The organism is Kribbella swartbergensis, from assembly GCF_054784135.1.
Window position 1 is genome coordinate 151,393 of the sequence record NZ_BAAGPM010000027.1, and the last position, 21,252, is coordinate 172,644.

22 protein-coding genes and 1 tRNA gene are annotated in these 21,252 nt (G+C 64.7%); 7 read left to right on the forward strand and 16 right to left on the reverse strand.

Annotation, left to right across the window (positions count from 1 at the left end; genetic code table 11):
• Nucleotides 1–70 precede the first annotated feature (70 nt).
• The 5 genes from ACYVOK_RS26810 to ACYVOK_RS26830 all read left to right on the forward strand — a co-directional run bounded on the left by ACYVOK_RS26810 (nt 71) and on the right by ACYVOK_RS26830 (nt 3,717).
• Nucleotides 71–988, forward strand: coding sequence for an ATP-binding cassette domain-containing protein (locus ACYVOK_RS26810; RefSeq protein ID WP_460665314.1), 918 nt, complete (start codon nt 71–73; stop codon nt 986–988).
• A 15-nt stretch (nt 989–1,003) separates the two neighbouring features.
• Nucleotides 1,004–1,777, forward strand: a complete 774-nt coding sequence (locus ACYVOK_RS26815) for an ABC transporter permease (RefSeq protein WP_460665315.1) — start codon at nt 1,004–1,006, stop codon at nt 1,775–1,777.
• Nucleotides 1,778–2,071: 294 nt separating this feature from the next.
• Complete coding sequence (locus ACYVOK_RS26820; RefSeq protein ID WP_460665316.1) at nt 2,072–2,296, forward strand: hypothetical protein; 225 nt, start codon at nt 2,072–2,074, stop codon at nt 2,294–2,296.
• A 93-nt stretch (nt 2,297–2,389) separates the two neighbouring features.
• Nucleotides 2,390–3,376 carry a proline racemase family protein gene (locus ACYVOK_RS26825; protein ID WP_460665317.1) on the forward strand — a complete coding sequence of 329 codons (987 nt, stop codon included), beginning with the start codon at nt 2,390–2,392 and terminating at the stop codon, nt 3,374–3,376.
• A 17-nt stretch (nt 3,377–3,393) separates the two neighbouring features.
• Nucleotides 3,394–3,717 carry a putative quinol monooxygenase gene (locus ACYVOK_RS26830; RefSeq protein WP_460665318.1) on the forward strand — a complete coding sequence of 108 codons (324 nt, stop codon included), beginning with the start codon at nt 3,394–3,396 and terminating at the stop codon, nt 3,715–3,717.
• Nucleotides 3,718–3,721: 4 nt separating this feature from the next.
• On the opposite strand, the gene ACYVOK_RS26835 is transcribed toward ACYVOK_RS26830, so the two are convergent.
• The 11 genes from ACYVOK_RS26835 to ACYVOK_RS26885 form a co-directional block, all read right to left on the reverse strand.
• Nucleotides 3,722–4,144 (reverse strand): SgcJ/EcaC family oxidoreductase, encoded by a 423-nt coding sequence (locus ACYVOK_RS26835; protein WP_460665319.1) that lies wholly within the window; start codon nt 4,142–4,144, stop codon nt 3,722–3,724.
• Between the two features lie 33 nt (nt 4,145–4,177).
• Nucleotides 4,178–4,486: a hypothetical protein gene (locus tag ACYVOK_RS26840; RefSeq protein WP_460665320.1), complete on the reverse strand. Its 309-nt coding sequence runs from the start codon at nt 4,484–4,486 to the stop codon at nt 4,178–4,180.
• 538 nt (nt 4,487–5,024) lie between these two features.
• On the reverse strand, nt 5,025–5,648 hold the full coding sequence (locus tag ACYVOK_RS26845) for a Cap15 family cyclic dinucleotide receptor domain-containing protein (protein ID WP_460665321.1): 624 nt from the start codon (nt 5,646–5,648) through the stop codon (nt 5,025–5,027).
• The gene (locus tag ACYVOK_RS26850; protein WP_460665322.1) at nt 5,645–6,532 is read right to left on the reverse strand and encodes a nucleotidyltransferase domain-containing protein; all 888 of its coding nucleotides are present in this window, start codon (nt 6,530–6,532) and stop codon (nt 5,645–5,647) included. Before ACYVOK_RS26850 ends, ACYVOK_RS26845 begins: the two co-directional genes overlap by 4 nt.
• Before the next feature lie 132 nt (nt 6,533–6,664).
• Nucleotides 6,665–8,068 (reverse strand): DUF6414 family protein, encoded by a 1,404-nt coding sequence (locus tag ACYVOK_RS26855; RefSeq protein WP_460665323.1) that lies wholly within the window; start codon nt 8,066–8,068, stop codon nt 6,665–6,667.
• A gap of 5 nt (nt 8,069–8,073) precedes the next feature.
• The gene (locus ACYVOK_RS26860; RefSeq protein ID WP_460665324.1) at nt 8,074–9,324 is read right to left on the reverse strand and encodes an ATP-binding protein; all 1,251 of its coding nucleotides are present in this window, start codon (nt 9,322–9,324) and stop codon (nt 8,074–8,076) included.
• A gap of 207 nt (nt 9,325–9,531) precedes the next feature.
• Entirely contained in the window at nt 9,532–9,696 is a 165-nt protein-coding gene (locus tag ACYVOK_RS26865) for a hypothetical protein (RefSeq protein WP_460665325.1), read from the reverse strand.
• 75 nt (nt 9,697–9,771) lie between these two features.
• Nucleotides 9,772–10,785 (reverse strand): ImmA/IrrE family metallo-endopeptidase, encoded by a 1,014-nt coding sequence (locus ACYVOK_RS26870; protein WP_460665326.1) that lies wholly within the window; start codon nt 10,783–10,785, stop codon nt 9,772–9,774.
• On the reverse strand, nt 10,772–11,428 hold the full coding sequence (locus ACYVOK_RS26875; protein WP_460665327.1) for a helix-turn-helix domain-containing protein: 657 nt from the start codon (nt 11,426–11,428) through the stop codon (nt 10,772–10,774). The genes ACYVOK_RS26870 and ACYVOK_RS26875 overlap by 14 nt, the downstream gene beginning before the upstream one ends.
• Nucleotides 11,421–11,963, reverse strand: a complete 543-nt coding sequence (locus tag ACYVOK_RS26880) for a sigma-70 family RNA polymerase sigma factor (protein WP_460665328.1) — start codon at nt 11,961–11,963, stop codon at nt 11,421–11,423. Before ACYVOK_RS26880 ends, ACYVOK_RS26875 begins: the two co-directional genes overlap by 8 nt.
• 1,425 nt (nt 11,964–13,388) lie before the next feature.
• A tRNA-Met gene (locus ACYVOK_RS26885) sits at nt 13,389–13,465 on the reverse strand.
• 115 nt (nt 13,466–13,580) lie between these two features.
• Here ACYVOK_RS26885 and ACYVOK_RS26890 point away from each other — a divergent pair.
• Both ACYVOK_RS26890 and ACYVOK_RS26895 read left to right on the forward strand, forming a co-directional pair.
• Nucleotides 13,581–14,546 carry a GNAT family N-acetyltransferase gene (locus tag ACYVOK_RS26890; protein ID WP_460665329.1) on the forward strand — a complete coding sequence of 322 codons (966 nt, stop codon included), beginning with the start codon at nt 13,581–13,583 and terminating at the stop codon, nt 14,544–14,546.
• Nucleotides 14,547–14,660: 114 nt separating this feature from the next.
• Nucleotides 14,661–15,245, forward strand: a complete 585-nt coding sequence (locus tag ACYVOK_RS26895) for a hypothetical protein (RefSeq protein ID WP_460665330.1) — start codon at nt 14,661–14,663, stop codon at nt 15,243–15,245.
• 226 nt (nt 15,246–15,471) lie between these two features.
• On the opposite strand, the gene ACYVOK_RS26900 is transcribed toward ACYVOK_RS26895, so the two are convergent.
• The 5 genes from ACYVOK_RS26900 to ACYVOK_RS26920 are packed head-to-tail and all read right to left on the reverse strand — an operon-like array spanning nt 15,472 to nt 21,113.
• On the reverse strand, nt 15,472–18,450 hold the full coding sequence (locus tag ACYVOK_RS26900) for a UPF0182 family membrane protein (protein WP_460665331.1): 2,979 nt from the start codon (nt 18,448–18,450) through the stop codon (nt 15,472–15,474).
• The gene (locus ACYVOK_RS26905) at nt 18,447–19,055 is read right to left on the reverse strand and encodes a PPA1309 family protein (protein WP_460665332.1); all 609 of its coding nucleotides are present in this window, start codon (nt 19,053–19,055) and stop codon (nt 18,447–18,449) included. Before ACYVOK_RS26905 ends, ACYVOK_RS26900 begins: the two co-directional genes overlap by 4 nt.
• Before the next feature lie 40 nt (nt 19,056–19,095).
• Nucleotides 19,096–20,133, reverse strand: coding sequence for a YlbL family protein (locus ACYVOK_RS26910; protein ID WP_460665333.1), 1,038 nt, complete (start codon nt 20,131–20,133; stop codon nt 19,096–19,098).
• The gene (locus ACYVOK_RS26915) at nt 20,130–20,657 is read right to left on the reverse strand and encodes a hypothetical protein (RefSeq protein ID WP_460665334.1); all 528 of its coding nucleotides are present in this window, start codon (nt 20,655–20,657) and stop codon (nt 20,130–20,132) included. Before ACYVOK_RS26915 ends, ACYVOK_RS26910 begins: the two co-directional genes overlap by 4 nt.
• A gap of 30 nt (nt 20,658–20,687) precedes the next feature.
• Nucleotides 20,688–21,113 carry a molybdenum cofactor biosynthesis protein MoaE gene (locus tag ACYVOK_RS26920; RefSeq protein WP_460665335.1) on the reverse strand — a complete coding sequence of 142 codons (426 nt, stop codon included), beginning with the start codon at nt 21,111–21,113 and terminating at the stop codon, nt 20,688–20,690.
• Nucleotides 21,114–21,252 lie beyond the last annotated feature (139 nt).

Sequence of the window (21,252 nt, forward strand, 5' to 3'; positions counted from 1 at the left end):
GGGGTTGCGCCGGGATATAGCGTACCTGCTACGCTATTTAGCGTATCCAATACGCAATAAGGAGGGGACGATGATCGTCGAGGCGACCGGCCTGCGGAAATCGTTCGGGGCGACCGAGGTGCTCGCCGGAGTCGACCTGCGGGTCGGCGAGGGATCCGTGCTCGCCTTGCTCGGCCCGAACGGCGCCGGCAAGACCACGACCGTGCGGATCCTGACCACGCTGACCCGGCCGGACGCCGGGCAGGCGACCATCGCGGGGTACGACGTACTGCGTGAGCCGGCCATGGTTCGCGGGGTGATCAGCCTGACCGGGCAGTACGCCGCGGTCGACGAGAACCAGACCGGCCGGGAGAACCTGGTCATGGTCGGACGGCTGATGCATCTCGGCCGGCCGGCCGCGCGCCGCCGTACCGGCGAACTGCTCGAGCGGTTCGGGCTGACCGACGCGATGGATCGCCGGGTGAAGACGTACTCGGGTGGCATGCGGCGGCGGCTCGACCTGGCGATGAGCCTGATCGCGCAGCCTCGGGTGATCTTCCTGGACGAGCCGACCACCGGGCTCGACCCGGCCAGCCGCTCGACGATGTGGGAGGCGATCGGTGAACTCGTCCGCGACGGCACCACGATCGTGTTGACCACGCAGTACCTCGAGGAGGCGGATCGGCTCGCCGGCCGGATCGTCCTGCTCGACAACGGACGGATCGTCGCCAGTGGCACGGCGGACGCGCTGAAGGCCCAAGTCGGCGGTGAGCGCATCGAACTCCACTTCACCGACGAGGTGGACTTGCTGAAGGCCACCGGCGTACTGCGTGGTGAGCCCGAAGGCGGTGTGGTCGCGGACCAGTTGGTACTGAGCCTGCCGTCGGACGGTACGGCGGCCCACCTGCACTACGTGCTCGACCTGCTCCGGGACAACGGGGTGCAACCCGAGCGGGTGTCGTCACACCGGCCGACGCTCGACGACGTGTTCCTGACACTGACCGCCTGAGGGAGAGTTGACCAGATGTCACATCAAGGGGTTGGCGCCGCGCTGTCCGACGCGGTGACGATGATCGACCGGTCCGTCCGGCTGATGCGGCGGAACGTGGACACGCTGTTCGTGTCGATCCTGCTGCCGATGCTGATGATGGCGCTGTTCGTCTACGTCTTCGGCGGCGCGATCGACACCGGGACGCAGTACATCAACTACGTCGTTCCGGGGATCCTGCTGCTCACCACCGGGTACGGCGCCTCGAACACGGCGATGGCGGTCGCGGACGACATGACCAGCGGGATGATCGATCGGCTGCGCTCGCTGCCGATCCGCAGCTTCGCCGTGCTGACCGGGCATGTCACCGCGAGTGTCGCGCGTAACGCGGTGTCAACGGCGATCGTGGTCCTCGCCTCGCTGGCGATGGGATTCCGGCCGTCCGCCGGCCCGGCGGACTGGCTGGCCGCGATCGGGCTGCTGTCGCTCTACGTCCTCGCACTCTCCTGGCTCGCCGCGGGTCTCGGCGTGATCGCGAAATCGGTGGAGTCGGCCAGCACGCTGAGCTTCTTCATGCTGTTCCTGCCGTACCTGAGCAGTGCGTTCGTGCCGCCCGAGACGATGCCGTCGTGGTTGCGGCCGATCAGCGAGCACCAACCGATCACGCCGGTGATCGAGACCGTGCGCGGCTTCCTGATCGGGACCCCGCTGGGGAACAACGGCTGGATCGCTCTCGCCTGGTGTTCCGGTCTGCTCCTGTTCTCGGTGACGCTGGCGACCACGTTGTACAGACGCCGGACGAGCCGCTGAGCGCAGTTTTCGCACCGTTCGGCGGAGACTGGCCGGGCGAAGGTTCGAACATGACCCCTCCCGCGAGGTACGGTTCAAGTCCCCCCCAACGTGTGGTGGTCCCACTCCCCCCGGGACCCACACGGACAAGCGCCCCGATCTCCGATCGGGGCGCTCTGTTTTGCCCTGCAGGACAGGCATTCCGGACTGTACCTCTCTCCAGGCGAGCCGGCCGAAAAATTCTTGTCGAGGTGTGTCGAATTCGCCCGCGTTGCTCCGACGTATCAGTGAGAGCGACCAAAGGAGAGGTTCAGAATGAACACCACCACCACCACCGCCACCGTCGACACCGCCACCACCACGATGATCGTCACCATGCTGGCCGAGGGGAACCCGGTCTGGTTCGTCGCCGGCATGGTCAACATGCGCAGCCACGACGTCTACATGATCGGCCGCGCCGCCGGCTATCCGGACAAGGCGAAACTGCGCCGGGCCGTCTGGGCGCAGAAGAACCGCACTCGGGTCCCGCAAGCAGCCTGACCTCCTTCAGGCCGCTCCGCGAACACACCTCAGCCGCTGTCGCCCACGTGGGCGGCAGCGGCTGACGTCTGTCTGAAGCTAGGGTTCTGAGCCGTGGACCCTGTGAGCGTGGTCGACTACCACACGGCCGGCGAGCCGTTCCGGATCGTGACGTCGGTCGAGGTTCCTGGTGGTTCGGTGCCGGAACGACGGGTGTTCGCCCAGTCTTCGGCGAGGGTCGATGCGGTCCGGCAGCTGCTGGTGAACGAGCCACGCGGACATGCGGACATGTACGGCGGTTTCGTCGTACCGGGCGATGACGACGGTGCCCACTTCGGCGTGCTGTTCTGGCACAAGGACGGGTACTCGACCGCGTGCGGGCACGGGACGATCGCGTTGGGCGCTTGGGCGGTGGAGAGCGGTTTGGTGGCCGCTTCCCCGGACGGGGTCACGGACGTGGTGATCGACGTACCCTCCGGTCGTGTCGTCGCCCGCGTGACCTGCTCGGCCGGCGAAGTGTCGAGTGTGGCGTTTCGCAACGTTCCGTCGTACGTCGTCTCGCGCTCGGTGCCCGTTGGCACTTCGCGGGGACAGGTCAGCGCCGACATCAGTTTCGGCGGCGCGTTCTACGCCTCCGTCGCGGCCGCGGCGGTCGGATTGTCGGTGACACCTGCCTGCTACGCCGACCTGATCGCGGTGGGGCGTGAGATCAAGTGGGCGCTGGACCCGCAGGCCGTGCATCCTGTCGATCCACGGCTCAACGGCTTGTACGGGACGATCTTCTACGACGACCTCGGCTCCTGGGAGCGTGGACCGCACCAGCGGAACGTCGCGATCTTCGCCGACGGTGAAGTCGACCGGTCGCCGTGCGGCTCAGGTACGTCGGCGCGCCTCGCACTGCTGTACAACGAGGGCCGGCTGGCCGACGGGCAGATCCTGCGGCACGAGTCCATCGTCGGCACCACGTTCCTCGGCCGGGTGGTCGACGTCGTCGACGAGGGCGTGATCACCGAGGTCGAGGGGTCGGCGTACCGGACCGGCACCGCCACCTTCACCCTCGACCCCCGCGACCCGCTCGGCACCGGCTTCACCCTGCGGTGACCATTAGCATCGGGCTCATGATCTTCATCACCGCGAAGTTCCGCGTCCGCGCCGAACACGCCTCGAACTGGCCGTCGATCACCGCCGAGTTCACCAAGGCCACGCGGGCCGAGCCGGGCTGTCTGTGGTTCGACTGGTCCCGTTCGGTCGACGACACCGACGAGTACGTGCTGGTCGAGGCCTTCGCCGACGACGACGCGGCGACAGCGCACGTCACCTCGGCCCACTTCAGGGCCGCTCAGCAGCAGCTTCCGCCGTACCTGGTGGAGACCCCACGGATCGTCAACTTCAAGGTCCCCCAGAACGACTGGTCCGAACTCGGCGAACTCGCGGTGAAGTAGCCAGTCACTCCGTCACGACGGGGGTGTTCTGCGCCGCCGCGATCTGCCAGGTGTCGTCGTCCTTGGCGAGGAAGTACACCGGGCTGCCGTGCTCCACCGGCAGCTCGGCCGTCGAGCCCTCGCGCCGTACGTAGGTCTGGTTGACGTTGACCACGGCGATGTCGGGCCGTACGAACAGCAGGTGGTCCGGCACGTAGGTCGCGTACGAGTCCTTCGTCGCCCCGGGCAGCACCCGGCTGGTGAACTCGGCGATGGTGTCCCGTCCGTACAGCCGCTTGCCGTGCCCGGTCACCCACAGCGCGTCCTTGCGGAACAGTGAGATGAACGCGTCCACGTCTTCCTTGCTCTGGGCATCCTGTACGGCGTCGACCAGCGCCACGATCGCGTCGACATCGGCCTGACTGGGAATCTCTCCTTCGATCTTCATGGCGAGATCCTGCGAGTTGAACCCCACTTGAGGTCAAGCGCCGTGCTCGATCCGGTACTGCGCTTCCAACTCCTCGAACCGCCCCGGGGCGGCAGGCGACATCACGACCTCTTGCCCGCCGACAACGCGCCCCACGCGCTCCACCACCTCAGCCGCCTTTTCGGCCGACGCGTAGATCCCCAACACCAAATCGTCGTCGTCACTCACAGAGAACCCCCACGGCACCTCACAGGGTCCGTCGTGCTCCGGTTCCGGACACAACACCCGAGCCACTGGCTGCTGCATCGCCAGCGCCTCGTCGGTTCCCGCAAACCCCCGGACAGTCACCTCGAACGTCATCACCCGCCCGAAGCTAGTCCGCCTCGTTGCCCGATGCATCGGGGATATCGCCGAGATCCACCCTGATCTGAGGTCAGACCGCAGGACTATGAGCCCTGCCACATGCCGTCCGGCGGACGCTCACGCGGGAACCCGCCCCTCGACAATGACGAAGGCCCGGACCACCTGGTCCGGGCCTTCCTTTGGTAGTCCTTGCTGGTTCCAGATCAACCCCGCCCATACGGTCACGCCGTCTTCCGATCGCGGTGTCGCAACGCCCCGTCCTGAGCGTCGCCGACGCATCACCCAACCACTCCGTGACGAGGTTGTTCGGCGCTACAGGTCCGGCAACCAAACCGCTGTGGAGATCTCGGAGGAGTGTGCACTCGGCAAGTCGACGGTTCTCAGGATCCTGAAAGCTTCGGGTGTGCCGATGCGCCGACAGGGCGAGAAACGCCTGTGACCTGTGTTCGGCCAACTCGCAGCTGGTCGAACGGACATACCATGTGAAATTCAAGTCAAAAAGCAACCCTTTACTCATTATACGCTAACAACATTGAAGCTAGGAGCTTTTGAAGATTTCAACAGCCGCCTCGAAATCATCCGCAAACCGGCCTTTTCGTTGGGTGAAATCAAGTTCACCCTTGGAGTCCCGGTCCGTCCAATACCGACCACGGAGTCGGCGCGCCGGCTTGCCGGTGACATCGAGCGCCGTCGATCCGTGATGCATACGACTTCGGTGCTCCACTCGTGCATCTGGACGGTTGATATACATGTAGATGAGTTCCGAGCTGTGATCGATCGTCGTCACCGAGCCGAGCGACGAACTGGATCGGGACTCGTTGGTCAGCAGCTTGGCCGACACCAACGACGCCGTCTGCCGGATCACTAGGTACACCGTCTTGGGATCTGGGCTCTTGCCTGTAGCGGGATCAACCCAGAACGAGGTGAGAAGTCCTTCCCAAGTACCTCGAAGGTTGGGTGGCACGCCGGGCAAACGCTGAACGAGCGGCCATCGCCAGATCCACGTATCCCAGAGTCCCAGGAGTGCCGTGGCGATGAACACCGCTCCCGAGAAGTACTTTAGCCAACCAAGATCGACCACCCCGGCCGACAGCCAGGCACCACCCATGGCAACCAGCACCACGATGCCGGCGACGACACGAACCAGGATGGATCGCTTCACGACGCGAAGCCGAGGTAGTTCCAGGCCGCCTTCACGAAGTCGCGACCATCGGCACGCGTCCATGGCTGCGAGGCGTGGAACAGGAACTTGATGTCATTCGGCTCCATCCACCGGTCTCCTTCCGCCGTCGGCTCGTCGCCCTGCAGTTCCTGCCAGATATGCACGAGCGAGTCGCGAACCGTCGCGGTCCAGGTTCCCTGCTTCAAGATGTGATCAGGGACGTTGTAGCCGAGGCACTCCATGAAGTACGAGGGGACCTCGCGATGGTCTCCAGAGTCGACCATCGCATTCTCGACGCGCTTCAGGATGCGGACCGTCTTCTTGTACCGCGCACCGGTGCGGTTGTTCTTAGCTCGGCCGTTCTCCAGTTGCTGCTTCGGGTAGTTGGTCAGGAACGAGCCGTCCTTCCTTGCCACCCGCGACCCCGAGCGGTAGGTTCCGTCCGAGAAGTAGTAGCGGTAGTCGAAGCAGGGGACCACGTCGGCCTCAACGCGGGCCGTACTGGAATCGATGCGGAACGCGGTGGAACCAGACGAGTCGACTTGTCCCGGGAACTTCTTGCTGAGCGCGGATTCGAGTTCGCCTCGCAGATAGTCCGGCGTCCAGACTCCTGAATATCCACCCCGCGAAGAAACTGTGCCGGGGACGGCCTGATCGTAGTAGTACAGCTCGCGGCACTGGACTGCGATATCTACATCGCTGTCGGACTTCACATTCGTGTTATTGGCGTACGAGCCCTTCGCATACACCTCGAAGTCGTACCCATTGAACGCCTCGTGGGCCTCGATGGCCTCGCGAATCATCCGCTCGGTACGGTCCTGCTTGTCTTGCTCAGTGCTACTGGACGGGCCCGTCCAGCCAGCGAGCTGATCCTCTAAACGCACTACTTCCACCCTCCGTGATCGCAGCCGCGCTACCCTTTGCGACGGCGCCCTATCGATCCTGTTTCGCGTAACTACAATGAACAAGAGGTATCTCTTACGCCCGCAGATGGGTCGGCCAGTAAACTCGGACGGTCACCAGTAGATCGCTATCACTTCGGTATTCAAGTTATATCCTCCGGCCGCCTTTGACGTCGACGTTGCAGCTAAGGCAGGCGTCGAAATCGACGTGCCACCAGCATGCAATCCGTTGCGCTCTTGAGCCACGTAGCGCATCTCTGCCGCTTGTACTGGTTCAAGCTTCTTCCCAATTTCATCGGCTAGGTAGCGGCCAACCTCCAAGAATGCCTTACGAGACTCCGGAACCGAGGTCAACTGATCAGCGTGAGCACTAGCCAACTCTCCCAGGTGCCGCCTCTGAGCGTCTGTCAACGCGTAACCGTGGTATTCGGCTACAAGATCGGCATAGTCAAGCAACGCGGCGACTCGCGGCCCAATAGAACCCTTTTGATGCTTGGAGTAGTGCTTCATGAAGTCGATGGCATTGTCACCGAATGCCTCGACGATTCCGCCGAAGTCAGGCGCCACCTCGCTCAACACTTCGGTGAGCTTCACGGGATTCCACGCGCGATCAAGCCCTTCACGACTCAGCCGGCAGAGAACGCGAAATTGACTACCGGCAAACAGAACGCGGCGGAGATCCTTCCAGAACAACCCCTTTTCGAGCACAGCGACCACTCGGAGCGGCGTGACTTCGGGACGATCTGGCTCCGGGATCGCTTCGACCACTTGACGGTTCACGACTAGGGGCACGTCGCCGTCGGCGTCAACTAGCACATAGTCGACGACAGTGCATCTGATAGGAACTAGCCCGACCAGCAACTTATCCAGAATGTCGTTGATCTCACGCATTTGGTCGTAGTTCGTCTTGTTGACCTGCGACAGCAGTTGATCCGACTCGCCTGCAAGTTCGGCCAAGATCGAGACGACGGTGCTGACGTGGAACACCGAGTCAGCTTGCAGCTCGACCTCCATTTCCATCAGGTCCCCGCGATGAAGATCCTCTATGGGCACCTGCCAAGTCAGATCTTTCGAGGAGTGCCTGACGCCTGACTTGATCATGGCGATCGCCTCGTCTGCGCTGATGGCGGTCTTCTGCTTATGGATCGGGCCGAGTGCGAGGGAGCGATCCGTAACGGCCTCGGCGTACAGCTTTCGGAAGCCCGTCTGGATAGTGGCCCGGCTGACGACTTTCGCGTCCTGCGCTTGCGTTGACTCGAAACGCGAGCCGACCTTCGACTTGACGACGGCCGCATCTGCATCCAGGTTGGAGCTGATCTCCACCTTTGACGTGTTGCTCACCGACTGCGTGAACTCGCTCGGGACCTGGCCCAGACGCGCCGAGAGAAGGCTGACTACGCTCACCTCGTCGAGGTACACAAACTCGCGGAAAGCTGCCTCGAGAGCCTGCGGCGTGGGCTCGTTCTGGCGACGCCGATTCCGCCACCAAGTCTTCAGCTTACCGAGCTTGGTCTTCACCCACGTCATGATCCGTTCCTCCCAATCGGGCGATTCGATCCTCGGTGCTGGCTCGCTTCTATGGAGGTCTTGTGTTTCAACACTCGCTCGTAACCGCCGTAGCAGTCTTCCGGCAAGATGACATCGCGTTCGTCTACCACCGCCAACAGCGCCGCCTCAGTCCAGATCGCCGCCAGGTCGGCGGCTGACCATCCATCGGTGTTTGCCGCTATCTCGGCTAGCGGCAGCTCTGCACTCACCGCCAGACTCTTCGACGAGGCACGCAGAATCTCTTGCCGATCGGATTCCGGCGGCAGCGTGAAGTCGATCTGCCAGTCGAACCGGCCCGGCCGGCGAAGCGCCACGTCCAGATCCTGCGGTCGGTTTGTCGTGGCAATTACGACGATGTTCTGCTGCTTGTCGAAGCCATCCATTTCGGTCAGCAGCTGGCCAACCAGTCGGCGAGTCGCCTCGTGTGAGTCATCTGAGCGCTGCGGTGCGAGGCTGTCGAGCTCGTCGAAGAAGATGATCGCCCGTTCTTGCTTCCGGGCATCCTCAAAGACTTTGCGGATGAGCTCCTCGCTCGCTCCAAGCCACTTGCTCACGATCTCGGGACCCTTGATTTGGTAAAACTGCGCCTGCGCCTTGTTGGCGATGATTCGCGCCAACATGGTTTTGCCCGTGCCAGATGGCCCGGTGAAGAGAACCCCTTTGACTGGCCGTGCATTGATCTTTATCAGCGCCTCGTGATACTTCAGCGGAACTTCAATCAACTCTGCGGCGCGGCCGAGTATGTCGTCCGAACCGCCGAAGTCCTCGAATGAAGGTGACTCGCTCGGCTCTGTCTTGAAGAGACTGATATCGATCTCGTCTGCAAGCGACACCTCGATCTGACGTATCGGCGTCTCGCTGAGGACCCGAACGACTCCGCGGGAGTCGGTGCCTTCGACTGTGTTGCCCGCCTTTAGTTTCAGCCCGGGCGGCAAGGGAAAGGTCCGCGGCCTGTCCCCGATGGCTATGACAGCCTCGTCCTTGAGCACGAGGCGAACGATTCCAATCCAGGGCTCTTCTGGCCAGATCTCCTCCGGCGCTTTCTCCACAGTCATCGACTGAACGCCGACTAGAACGATCTCCCCGAGCGCGAACTCATCAGTGTCGTCTACACCACAGGGAAGTACCGTGCCGTTGCGCAGCTCGACGTACACAACGTCTTCGTGTGCCGCAATGTGTTTGATTCGACCGACGAAGCCGGACTCATTATTTTCCATAGCCGTCATTCATTTTCTAGTATGCATGAGTGCGCCCGGAAGCGCCACGTGGTAGCGTCCAGCTCGCCGGTCTTGGTTGCCAAGCACGGCGGCTATCTGGAGTGCCCGCTTCTAATCAACACTTCAAGTCGAGCGGTTTGCCGTTAGTGTTGTCGACGCCGGGGAGGCAGGGGTTTTGCCGAGGTAGACCGGCGATCAACCTCGGCATAACCCGAACTACTCCTCGTTCCGGACGCCCTTGTGCTGGTGCTGACTGCCGTTGAGGATGCGTCCCGTGGCGGTGTCACGCTTGAACCAGGTCTTGCCCACCTTGAACTCGCTCCGCCCCTTGACTGCACCGATTCGGCGCCCCTTGCCAGGGTTCTTGGCCGCTGCCTTCACCTCCTGCCCGGAGGTCGCCTCGACATTTCGACGAGGCGTTCCCTCACTAGGTAGTCGAGGCAGCCCGCCAAGGTGTTAGGGCCGGCATTCCTCGCACAGACCATCGACCAGCAAGTGCGACGGGAACTGCATGAAACACGTGCCGCGACACGGCACCTCGCGAGCGGCTTGATGCTCACACTTACACCGCCCACACGTAGGGCAATACGGCTGGTTGCAGGTAGAGCACGGATAACCCCGAGTCGATACAGACACACCACAGCAGTGCACAATCAAGTCAGGGCGTGAGTCGAACTCTCGCGGCCGATCGATGTGCAGCCGCTCTGCTCCCCACACATCGGTGTCTGAGAAGACCGCGATGATCCGGGGCCCCTCCACAATCGTGTCGATGTAGTAGTCGGCCGAGCTGCCCCACGGCATTCGCCAGAAGCTCTTGCGTGTCATTGCACTCGGCCGAGTGACGCCGAATGGATGACCTGGGGGAACGTCTTGCCCCGGCCAGGGGTATACGGCTGGCCACCCGTGCTCGGGATCTGGACTGACACTCGCGACAGTCACTTTCCCTGATACTCGGTCGATCATGACCACCGCGCCAAGTCCGGGCAGGCGCTTGGCGAGGGCGATAGCACACACCGGGCGACTGGCCTGCGACGCCTCAGACAAGTCGAGCACGTGGCGCGCGCGCACCGGGCCGCCAGAAACAAGTCGGCTCACCGCAATATCACTGAGGAGCAGTTGCTGCGCAATCGCGTCGCAGACGGCTTCACGGGTGATGTCCGAGTCAGGTTGATCGCCGATCCAATCTACCGCTTCTTCAGACTCTGCTACCAACGAATGTCCAAGCTCATGAGCAAGCGTGAAATTTTCCCGCTTACTATTACCCGTCGGCGCGTAGAGAATTACGTGATCCTCGAGAAAGGATGCGCCGTCACACGACGCCCCCTTGAGTCGCGTCGTCAGGTGGAAAGCCTCGCGAACCGTAAAGCCGAGCTCGTCTTCGAGTACCTGCCGCGGAGCGCTCGCGAATCTCTCCCTAATCCCGGCGTCGAGCTTGTCGAGCGCCACGACGGCGCATTCACCTAGGTTCACGTCGATCCTCTCCCTCGATGGCGCTTACCAGCGTTTCGAGGTTAGCGAGGAGTTGTTCCTCGCTGGGATGATCGCCTCTATGTACGGCTACATTCATTCGGCTGATTAGCATCGACTCAGCCATCTCGCCAGGGACCCCTCGGAGTCGAGCCCACCGTGCCTTGAGATCTGCGAAGCGATCGGATCGCACGACAGCTGCAATGGTCTGGCTCTGAGATGTCGCTTCGTGCGTCGTAGTCAATCGTTCAATACTGGTCTTTGTCTCCTCGGCAATTGCCTTGATGAGCGCCGGAGGAACTTCACCCGAAGATCGCCCCTCCCAGTTGGCGACCTTAGCCTGGCTCACGTCCCACCCGCGGCCGGCAAGCCGCCGTGCCAACTGACTGAGACTGAGCCCCGCCTTCATTCGAGCGCTCTTCAGCGCCTTCGGGTTCAGCGCCTGGTTTGGATCCGGCACCAGGCCGAGCATCGCTGCAATTGGGTCGTCTTGAAGTGGAGGCGCGCCCTGGCCGGCCTCCCACAGAAGATCGGCCACCTCGACGAGATCTTTGATCTCGTCATCATTTGGAATCGGAGCCAGTGGCTTCCCACTCACACGCTCGTCCAGTACGCGACGCAGCATCTCGTCACGTTCATCACTCATCTTCGCCCACCTCCTCAGTGAGCTTGGCACGCAACTTCTGCAACGCCGTCGTCACAATCTGGCTCACCCGAGAGCGACTGATCCCGAACTCGGCGGCAATCTCGGACTGTGACCTACCGCGTTCGATGTGTTCCTCCAGGATCCGTCGCTCACGTGCGTCCAGGACGGCCTTGGCATCCCACACTCGCGCACCGAGCCGCTGACGATCAATTTCTTCGGCGACTTCATCGGTGAAGTCGCCGTCGCTCGGCACGTCGGACAGCTCCGACAGGTCCGGTCCCGCGTGCTGAGCTGACGCACTCTTCAGTCGATCGAGAGCCTTCCGCTTCGCGGCGGTCACCAGGAGCGCTTCCCAGTTCTTCACCTCGGCGTGAGGCGGCGACTGGATCAGCGAGGTCATGGCATCAGCGACCGCGTCTTCAGCTTGGCCCGCCAGCCCGGCTTCCCGCAGAACTCGAGCCGCGACCTTGAACATGGCATCCTTGTGCTTCTGGTAGAGGGCAGCCCAGTCCGGAGGCTGCGGACCGCCGCTCACCACGCTCGCCCCGTACTGGGGCGGAAGAGAACATCTACCAGCATCTCCACCCTGTCTCCCTCGCAACTGCTTGGCCTCGGCAGCGTTCCCCTCCACCTAGTAGTCGACGCAGCGGGGAAGGTGGTTAGCGAACGGCGCCACGGGGCTCGCAGAAGCTCGCCGGAGTAGGTCTGGTGGCCACCTGTGGCCTCGGCGCTACGAAGAGTGGCGTCTGGCAGGGGGATCCGCTCGGTAGCCCAAACGTCGAAACTGATTGCAGGCGGCTCCGCTCCTCGGCTGGTCGAGGGCAAGACGTCGACCACGACCCGAATCATGGGACGGTTGGTGAGCCGGTGCTCGTGCTGGTGGACGATGCGCTTCGTCTCATTTAGCTGCTGTACCGCCGCCTCGGTCATCGGACACCATCCTGACGACGAGGGGGAGGTCTGATGGGTGCTGATCATCGTTCCTCTCAGTGGTTTGCGCGTTGCGCAGAACCACCGACCGAGGCAGCCCAATCAGGCCAGTTCAGTTACGGCTGAGTAACTATCCCCGTACATATGTAACAGCGTGCCCGACAGCCTTTGCCTTACACGCGTGCAACTAGTAGCGTCACCAGCGTCACGACCAAATGACAGGTGAGGCCCTGATCGGATTCTGCTTCCGGCCGGGGCCTCTCCGCATTCTCCGCGGACGACTGTACCGCAGCCCGCTAGACCAAAAACGCCGAAATCACAGCCGTGTAGGCGATCAAACGCATGTTCGGATGCACTGTCGAGCTTATGATCCGAATCACGTGACGGGTGGCATCGTTGTCCTGAGCGTGAGAGCGCGCACACGCCAGTACCGACTCGGCGCTTTGCGACTGGGCCGCGAGGAGATTTGAGTGCTCGCCGATACCAAACTGTTACAAAGGGCAAGCTCCCGCCGACCCTCATGTCGTATTAACGAGAATCGACCTGCTCGGTTACGAACGGTGACTCTAGGACGGGGCCTCCCTTGCTACATCGCTCAGGGCCGCCGCGCGTTACCGATGTCACGAAGGGCATCACCAACCAACGGCTCAGTAACCAAAGCCCCCCGAAGCGAACAAGGCTTCCATCAAGTCCCGGTTCGTGGCAGCTGCAATCTTCTCTCCGATCCCGTCGACTGTGAGATCCAGCGCTCGGAGTTCGCCGGCCGTCGTCCTAATGACGGCGAGCACTCGGCGGACGCGATCGGAGTGATCCTGCGCGTAGTGTGCGAGTGAGGACCACTTCGGGGCCGCATCGGCAAGATCATGGCGATCTGACGGCCCCGCAGGATCTGCCCCGCCGTGACCGGCGTCACACCACGATCGCGCGCCCCTGAGCCGATACCTACGCGCGGAGAGACCGCGCGGCCGCCTGGGCTGGGAACGAAAAAACCCCGGTCCCTCTAAGGACCGGGGTTCTAACAATTACTTCTTGGTAGCGGGGGCAGGATTTGAACCTGCGACCTCTGGGTTATGAGCCCAGCGAGCTACCGAGCTGCTCCACCCCGCGTCGTTGTGGTTTTAGTTTAGTGGATCGGCGCTGAGCAACCAAATCGGCTCCCGGTGCGGTCCTGGGAAGGCGAAAAACGGTGTCAGCGGCGGGTGGGACGGCGTACCTTCCGGGTATGTCCCGAGATGTCATCCGCCCGTTCGAGGAGGCGGATCTGCCCGCGGCGGCCAGGCTGCTCGCCGAGCGGCACGAGAAGCACCGGAAGCGGCACCCTCTGCTGCCGGCCGAGTACGAGGACGAGCAACTCGCCCTGGTCGAGGTCACGGCGCTGTGGGAGAGCGAGAGCGCGTCCGGCGCAGTACTGGTGGAGGGCGACGAGCTGACCGGCTACGTCCTGGGTACGCCGAAGCAGTCACCGGTCTGGGGTCCCAACGTCTGGGTGGAATCCGCAGGCCAGGCCGTGCGTGAGCCGGAACACATCCGCGACCTCTATGCGGCTGCCGCTGCCAAGTGGATGGACGACGGCCGCGTCGCGCAGTACGTCATCGTGCCGGATGACGCGGAACTGGTCGATGCTTGGTTCCGGCTGGGGTTTGGCGCGCAGCACGCGCACGGACTGCGCCCGGCGCCGACCACACGACTGCCCGCGCCGTCTGGTCTGAAGGTACGGCGTGCTGCTCGCGGAGACGTCGCCGTACTGGCTGAGCTCGACCTGGTACTCCCCCGGCACCAGGGTCAGTCCCCCGTCTTCTCCGCCGGCGAGGTGCCGACGTTGGAGGAGGCGCTGGCTGACTGGGAGGAATCGATCGACGATCGGGACTTTGCGACATTCGTTGCCGAGTACGACGGTCGCGTGATCGGCTCGGCCGTCGGCTGCTCCTTGGAGAAGTCCAGCACGCACCTCGGGTTGGCTCGCCCGGATAACGCGGGTTTCCTCGGCTTTGCCGCCGTACTGCCGGCGGAACGTGGTCGGGGCGCCGGGCGTGCGCTGGGCGAGGCCGTGTTGCAGTGGTCGGCCGACACCGGCTACACGTCCGTGGTCACCGACTGGCGGGTGACCAACCTGCTGTCGTCGCGGACGTGGCCGCGGCTCGGCTTCGAGCTGACGTTCCACCGGCTGCATCGGTTGATCGGCCACTGAGCGGCTTTTCCACAGGCTCGAAATCACCGGCGGAAAAGCGCGACGATCGGTGCACCTTCTAGGACAAGAGGGCGCCGTGCAGCAGGCAGGGCGTCGAGGCCTCAGGAGGCAGCCATGTCGCGTTCTTCCCTTGGTTCCCGAGTCGTGCCGCCGGCCCGTCGTATCGTGATCGGCAGCGCGGTCGTCCTCGCGTCGATCGGCGCCTGGACGGCCGGCCCGGCCGGGGCGAGCAGTGTCGAGCCGCGTTCCGGGTACGCCGTGGCTCCCCCATCGACCGAGCAAAGGGCATGCACCTTGGACGGCTTCGTGATCGAGCACCTTCCCGGCGGCATCGGTAGGCCGACCGACTTCGAATACGAGTGGGAGGACGTCAGCTTCCACAGCCGGGTCTGGGAGACCGGCCCGGATCCCGAGGGGGCGTACAAGGTGGATCTGACAGTGAAGACCCTGCGCGGCCAGAATCTGACCGATCTCGAGGCGCTCAAGGCCTTCCTGGTCGAGTACGAGGAGAAGGATCCGGAGACCTGGCAGCTGCGGCCGGTGAAGGTCGGGCAGTACGACGGTCTGGCAGCGGAGGACGAGGTGTTCTACTTCGTCGCACCCGGACTCGCGGCGGAGGTATCGCTCGATCGCGAGCGCTTCTCCGAGCAGGACCTGCTCGACACGGCGAACGGCTTCCATCCGGAGACCACCGGCTGAGCTACTCGACCGGCGCGAGTCCTGTGCCCTGGCAACGGAGTGCCGCGGGCTGACGTGTGCCGTGGTGGGCTGTCGGTTCCGTGGTGGGCTGTCGGTTCCGTGGTGGGGCGACCGGCGCTGTGCTCGGCGACCGGTGCTGTGCTGGGCGATGGGTGCTGTGAGCAACGAAGCGGGGCGGTGACGCCGACTTTCGTCGGTGTCACCGCCCCGGGTGAGCAGCTGTCGATCAGCCTGTCGGTGAATTCGGTGGAGTGGATGGCGCCGGAGTGGATGGAGTCGTCGGCGTACCGGTGGGCGTTGGTGTCGGTGCAGGCGTCGCCCCCGCTGCAAGAGCGCGGTCGATCGCCGACTTCACCAGTCTGATCTGCTTCTGGTACTCAGCGAGGTCGCCCTTCCTCAGAGCCGCCTCAGCCGCCGCGTAGGCCGTCTGTGCCTCGGCCAGCGCCTGCCTCACCGTTTGGCTGGTGCCCGGCTGGTTCGTCGGCGGCGGCTGGTTGGGCGGCGGCTCACCGGTGTTCACCTGAGTGTCGAACACCCTGGTGAGCGCCTCCGAAAGCGTGCTGCCGTGGGCGACTCGCTCACCGAAGGAGACCAGCACGTACCGCAGCACCGGGTAACTACCAGGTCCACTGGTCCGGACCGAGTACACGGGCTGGACATAGAGCAGACCACCGCCGAGCGGGAGCGTCAGCAAGTTGCCGAACTGCGCTCTCGCCCCGCTGGTCGGCTGGTTGATCGGGAGCAGTGCCGTTCTGATCCCGTCGTCGGTCTGGAACTTGTTGAACACCTGTCCAGGACCGGGGATCTGCACGTTGCCCGGCAATCGGAGGATCCGGAACTTGCCGTAGTCCGGTGATGTCGCTTCGGCGTTGACGGCCATGAAGGCAGTCAGGTTCTCCCGCTCCGCGTTCGGCACGTACACCGAGGTGAGCGAGAACGCCGGCGCTGACTGACCGGGCATCCGCAACGAGAGGTAGAAGGGAGGCTGTTTGATTTGAGCCGACGAGTCGGCGCCGGCGGAGACCGCGGTCGGGTCGGCCGGGACACGCCACAGGTCGCTGTTCTGGTACCAGGTGGTCGAGTCGGTCACGTGGTACTTGGCCAGCAGGTCACGCTGGACCTTGAACATGTCCTCCGGGTAGCGCAGGTGGGCCATCAGCGCGGGCGAGATGTCCGAGCGCGGCTTGACCGTGTCCGGGAACGCCTTCATCCAGGTCTTCAGCACCGGGTCGCTCTCGTCCCAGGCGTACAACTCGACCGAACCGTCGTACGCGTTGACGACGGCCTTGACCGAGTTGCGGATGTAGTTGATCTCCTCGCTCGGCTGTTGCGCGATGGTCCCGCGGCCGGTGGTGGTGTCCCGGGTGCTGTCGTCCAGGGCGACCTTCTCGGCGTACGGGTAGTTCGCCGAGGTGGTGTAGCCGTCGACGATCCAGACGACCTGGTTGTCGACGATCGCCGGGTACGGGTCGCCGTCCGGGGTCAGCCACGGCGCGGCCTTCTCGACCCGCTCGCGCGGGCTGCGGTCGTAGAGGATCTTCGACTCGGGGTTCACCCGGCTGGACAGCAGGATGTTCGCGTCCCGGAACTTGGTTGCATACAGCAAGCGGTTGAAGAACGAGCCGACCGGGACGCCGCCGTTGCCCTGGTAGGTGTTCAGCGTCGGGTCGCCGCCGTTCGTTCCCTCGGGGGTGTCGAGCTCGACGGGCTGGCCGCCCTTCGGTCCGCCGACGATCGAGTAGTCCGGGGACTGCTCACCGAAGTAGATCCGCGGCTCGTAGTCACCGAGCTGACCGGTCGGCGGCAAGTCCTTCTCCGACCAGACCGGCGTACCGTCCACGCCTCGCTGGTTGCCGTTCGCGGCGACGACGCCGTAGCCATGGGTGTAGACGGTGTGGTCGTTGTTCCAGTTGCGCTGGCCGGCAGGCAACCGTTCCACCTGCACCTCGCGAACCGCGATGACGGTGTCCTTGACCTCATTGCCGATCCTGTACCGGTCGACGTCGAGGTCGGTGGGGAAGGAGTAGAAGCCGCGGACCTGCTGCAACTGCTCGAATGTCGGCCCGACCACACTCGGGTCGATCAAGCGGATGCCCGGCAGGACCTCGGCATCGGCCGCCAGATCGGTCGCGGTCGCGGTCGCCTTCGCCGGGTAGTTGATGACCTGGGTGCCTTCCAGACCGTACGCCTGGCGGGTCGCCTCGATGTTCTTGGTGATGTACGGCGCCTCACGCACCGGCTCGCTCGGCCGGACGCGCAACTGCTGCAGCGCCGCAGGCCACAAGGCACCGAGCAGGATCGCGGACAGGATCAGAACGACGGTGCCCACGCCCGGCAGCAGCCAGGTCCGGCGCACCACGTTGGCGAAGAACAGCCCGGCACACAGCACAGCAATGACCGCGAGGATCTCCTTGCTGGGCAGGACCGCGTTGTCACCTGTGTAGGAGATGCCGGTGAACAGCCGGCTGTCGGACGTCGTCAGCCCGTAGCGGTCGAGCCAGTAGCTGAACGCCTTCAGCAGGACCAGCAGGCCCAGCAGCACGGAGAACTGCACCTGCGCCGCACCGGAAGCCTTCTGCCCCTTCGCGGACGGGCGGAAGCCGCCGTAGAGATAGTGGGTGACGATCGCCGCGACCAGCGACAGCAGCACGATCGAGTAGCCGAAGCCGAGCAGGACGCGCAGCCACGGGTAGTCGAAGACGAAGAACGCGATGTCCTTGTTGAAGTGCTTGTCGGTGACTCCGAACGGGGTCCGGTTCCGCCAGGCGAGGAAGACCTTCCATTCCCCCGACGCGGCCGAGCCGCCGAACACCAGCATCAGGGTCGCGATCACCGCGATGGCGGCCTTACCGCGCTGCTGCAGCAGGTCGCCGTACCGCTCGAAGCCGGGGCTGGGCGAGGGCGCGAGGGCGACCCGGGGCCGGGTGCGGAAGGCGATGATGATGTTCGCGACCACAGCACCGGCCATCAGGAGGCCGACCACGACGAACAGCAGCACCCGGGTCCCGAGCACCGTGCTGAACACCGAGCTGAGATCGATCGAGCGGTACCACAGCCGCTGGGTCCAGACGTCGGTGAAGACGCTGAACAGGATGAGCAGGACGATCAGGGTGGCGATCGTCGGCAGCAGTGCCCGAGGCCGTCCCCCGGACGTTCGCCGGGCCCTCCGCGGGTCCTCCGGCATGTCGTAGACGCCGTCACTCATGGTCGGTTCTCCTCGTCGTCACTCATGCCGTCGACCCCAGGACCTGCGCCCGGCCGGTGGCCGACCGAAGGTTCGAATGTCAAAGACAGTACTTCGCACAGCGTGGGGACCAAGTCGGTGCCGGTGAGTACGGCGCTGTCCTCGTCATGTGAGCGCAGCCGGACGGCGCCGAACCGGTCGCCCTTCCGCAGCACCGCGGCGACCATCCGGACCTCGTGGCGGCGTGGATCGCTGCCGGCCATCCGGGCGAGTTCGGCGTCGGACTCGGCGCCTGATTCCGCCGAGGCAGGCAGTACGACGCGCTCGATCGCGAGTGCGCAGCCGGTGACGCCGTCCGGCCACTCGATCCGGCCGAGAGCGTCGGCCAGGTGCTCGTCCTCGAGTGCGCCTGGCAGCTCGCCCTGGGCCACCGGGGTCAGCGGCTGGGACGCGTCGTCGGCCCCTAGCTCGGCGGCCAGTTGCGGCTCGGCGCGGAGCAGCTCGTCGGTCGGGACCAGCGCGAACAGTTGCGCGGGCTGGTCCCAGCCCGCGCTGCTCACGTGCTTCTCGATCTCGATCACCGCGCGGCTGAGCGCGTCGGGAGGCAGGGTGCCTACGGAGTTCATACCGTCGTCTCCCTTCGGCCGGCCGGTACGTGCAAGTTGCTCATGGCGTACATGTCGGGACAGCTCCGGTTCCCTTGCCGATGGCCTCCAGGGCACTGATCGCCTCGCTCAGAGTGCTGATCTTCACCAGCTGGATGCCCTCCACGTCCGCGTGCAACGCCGCCTCGCAGTTCGGCGCGGGGACCAGGAAGATGGTGGCGCCGTCGTCCTTGGCGCCGGCGATCTTCTGCTGGATTCCGCCGATCGCGCCGACCTGACCGAGTGCGTCGATGGTTCCGGTGCCGGCAACGTGCCTTCCGGCCAGCAACGGACCCGGTGTCAGCTTGTCGTAGATGGCGAGCGCGAACGCCGTACCGGCGCTCGGGCCGCCGATGTCCTGGCCGAGGTTGACCGTCACCTTCACCGGCGAGTCGATCCCGATGGTGATGCCGACCATCGGACGGGTGGCCTCGCCCGGTGTGGCCGCGGTCTTCAGCTGCACGGTCTGCTCGGCGGTACCGCGGCGGATCAGGAAGACGACGTTCTCGCCCACCTTGTGCCTGCGGACGAGTTCGCCCACCTGCGGGACCTGCGACACCGTGACACCGTCGACAGCCAGCACGACGTCGCCCGGCTTCAGCTTGCCGTCCGCCGGGGAGCCCTTCGCCACCGTCGAGACCTTCGGGTGGTACGGCACCTTCGCCGCCTGCAGCGCGGCCGCGATCGCGCTGTCCTGCGAGCCGGTCATCTCGGCGGTGTTCTGCTCCTCGACCTCGTCCGGGGTCTGGTCCGGCGGGTAGATGATGTCGCGCGGGAACAGGTCGTGGTGCGGGTCGAGCCAGTTGCGCATCGCCTGCGGCAGGGTGAGTTCACGTTCCGGCGAGGTGACCGACACTGTGGTCAGGTCGAGCTGGCCGGAGGTCTGGAACGTCTCGTGCCCGGTGATCTCGATGACCGGCTTGCCCTTCGTCTCGCCCAGGGTGTCCTTCACCGGCCCCGGACTGAACGAGACGAACGGCACCGGGAAGGCGGTGACCAGCCCGAGCGAGACGACGAGCACGATGATCGAAGCGACCAGCGTGGCGGTACGACGTGTCACGAACCCTGCCCTGCGATCTTGGTGGAACCGAACACCCCGGCCGAACCCTGCTTTCCGGTGACGCCGAGCGTCCCTACTGCTTCCAACGCACGAGCATCCCCAACCGTCCCTGCTGCAGCGAAACCGGTCGCCCGTCCGCGGCTCGGCGAACCGGCCCTCGCGGTGGCACTCGTGTCGCCGGAGCCGGGCTGCCGGGCGGAGTTCGCCGTACCGTCGGCGCTCGCGGGACCCGAGGAGCCGCCGGACCCACCGGCCGAGCTGGGCTCGGCGCCAGACGCGGGAGCGTCCGCTGCGCCGCCGGACCTGGCAGCACTCTTCGGGGTGCGGCGGAGACCACGACGTCGTTTCGGGGTCGCCTGCGGCCCCGGCGCGGCCAGTGCCTCGTTGAAACGGCGGAAGTCCTCGACCGAGGCGAAGGCACCACCGGATCGGCGCGGACCACGGCTCCGCCCACGCCACGCGGCCCAGCACATCGCCAGGAGCGTGGCGACCAGCGGGAACGCCAGCCACGCCAAAACCTTCATCCGGCCACCTTCATGCGCCCAGCGTACGTGTCAGTGAGCGCCAACCCACTCGCTGGCACCGTCGCTGAAGTGCTGGTGTTTCCAAATCGGGACCTCGGCCTTGAGGTCGTCGATCAGCCGCCGGCAGGCGGCGAACGCGACGTCCCGATGCGAGGCGGCCACGGCGACGATCACGGCGGCGTCACCGATCTTCAGGTCCCCGGTGCGATGTACGGCGGCCAGCGCGGTCACGGCCGGGTCGTCGCAGATACGCAGCGCGACGTTCCGCAGGTGATTCAGCGCGTCCGGGTGGGCCTCGTAGCTCAGCCGGTCCACCGGCTTCGCCTGATCGTGATTGCGCACCGTACCGATGAACAGAGCAGTTCCACCGGCGGACGGGTCGGCGACAGCGGCCAGCACCTCGTCGCTGGACAGCTCAGCCTCACGAATGTCCAGCAGCCTGATCGCGTCGCTCATCGTCCCTCACTCCCGGGCAGAACCACCCCACACACCTACCAGAACCAGCCCCTCCCTGCTCAATTCTCTCTCGACCTCGTTCCCAACCCCACCTCGCCCTCCCAAAGGCCCGATTCAGGGCCATGGGCTGCGGTCAGGG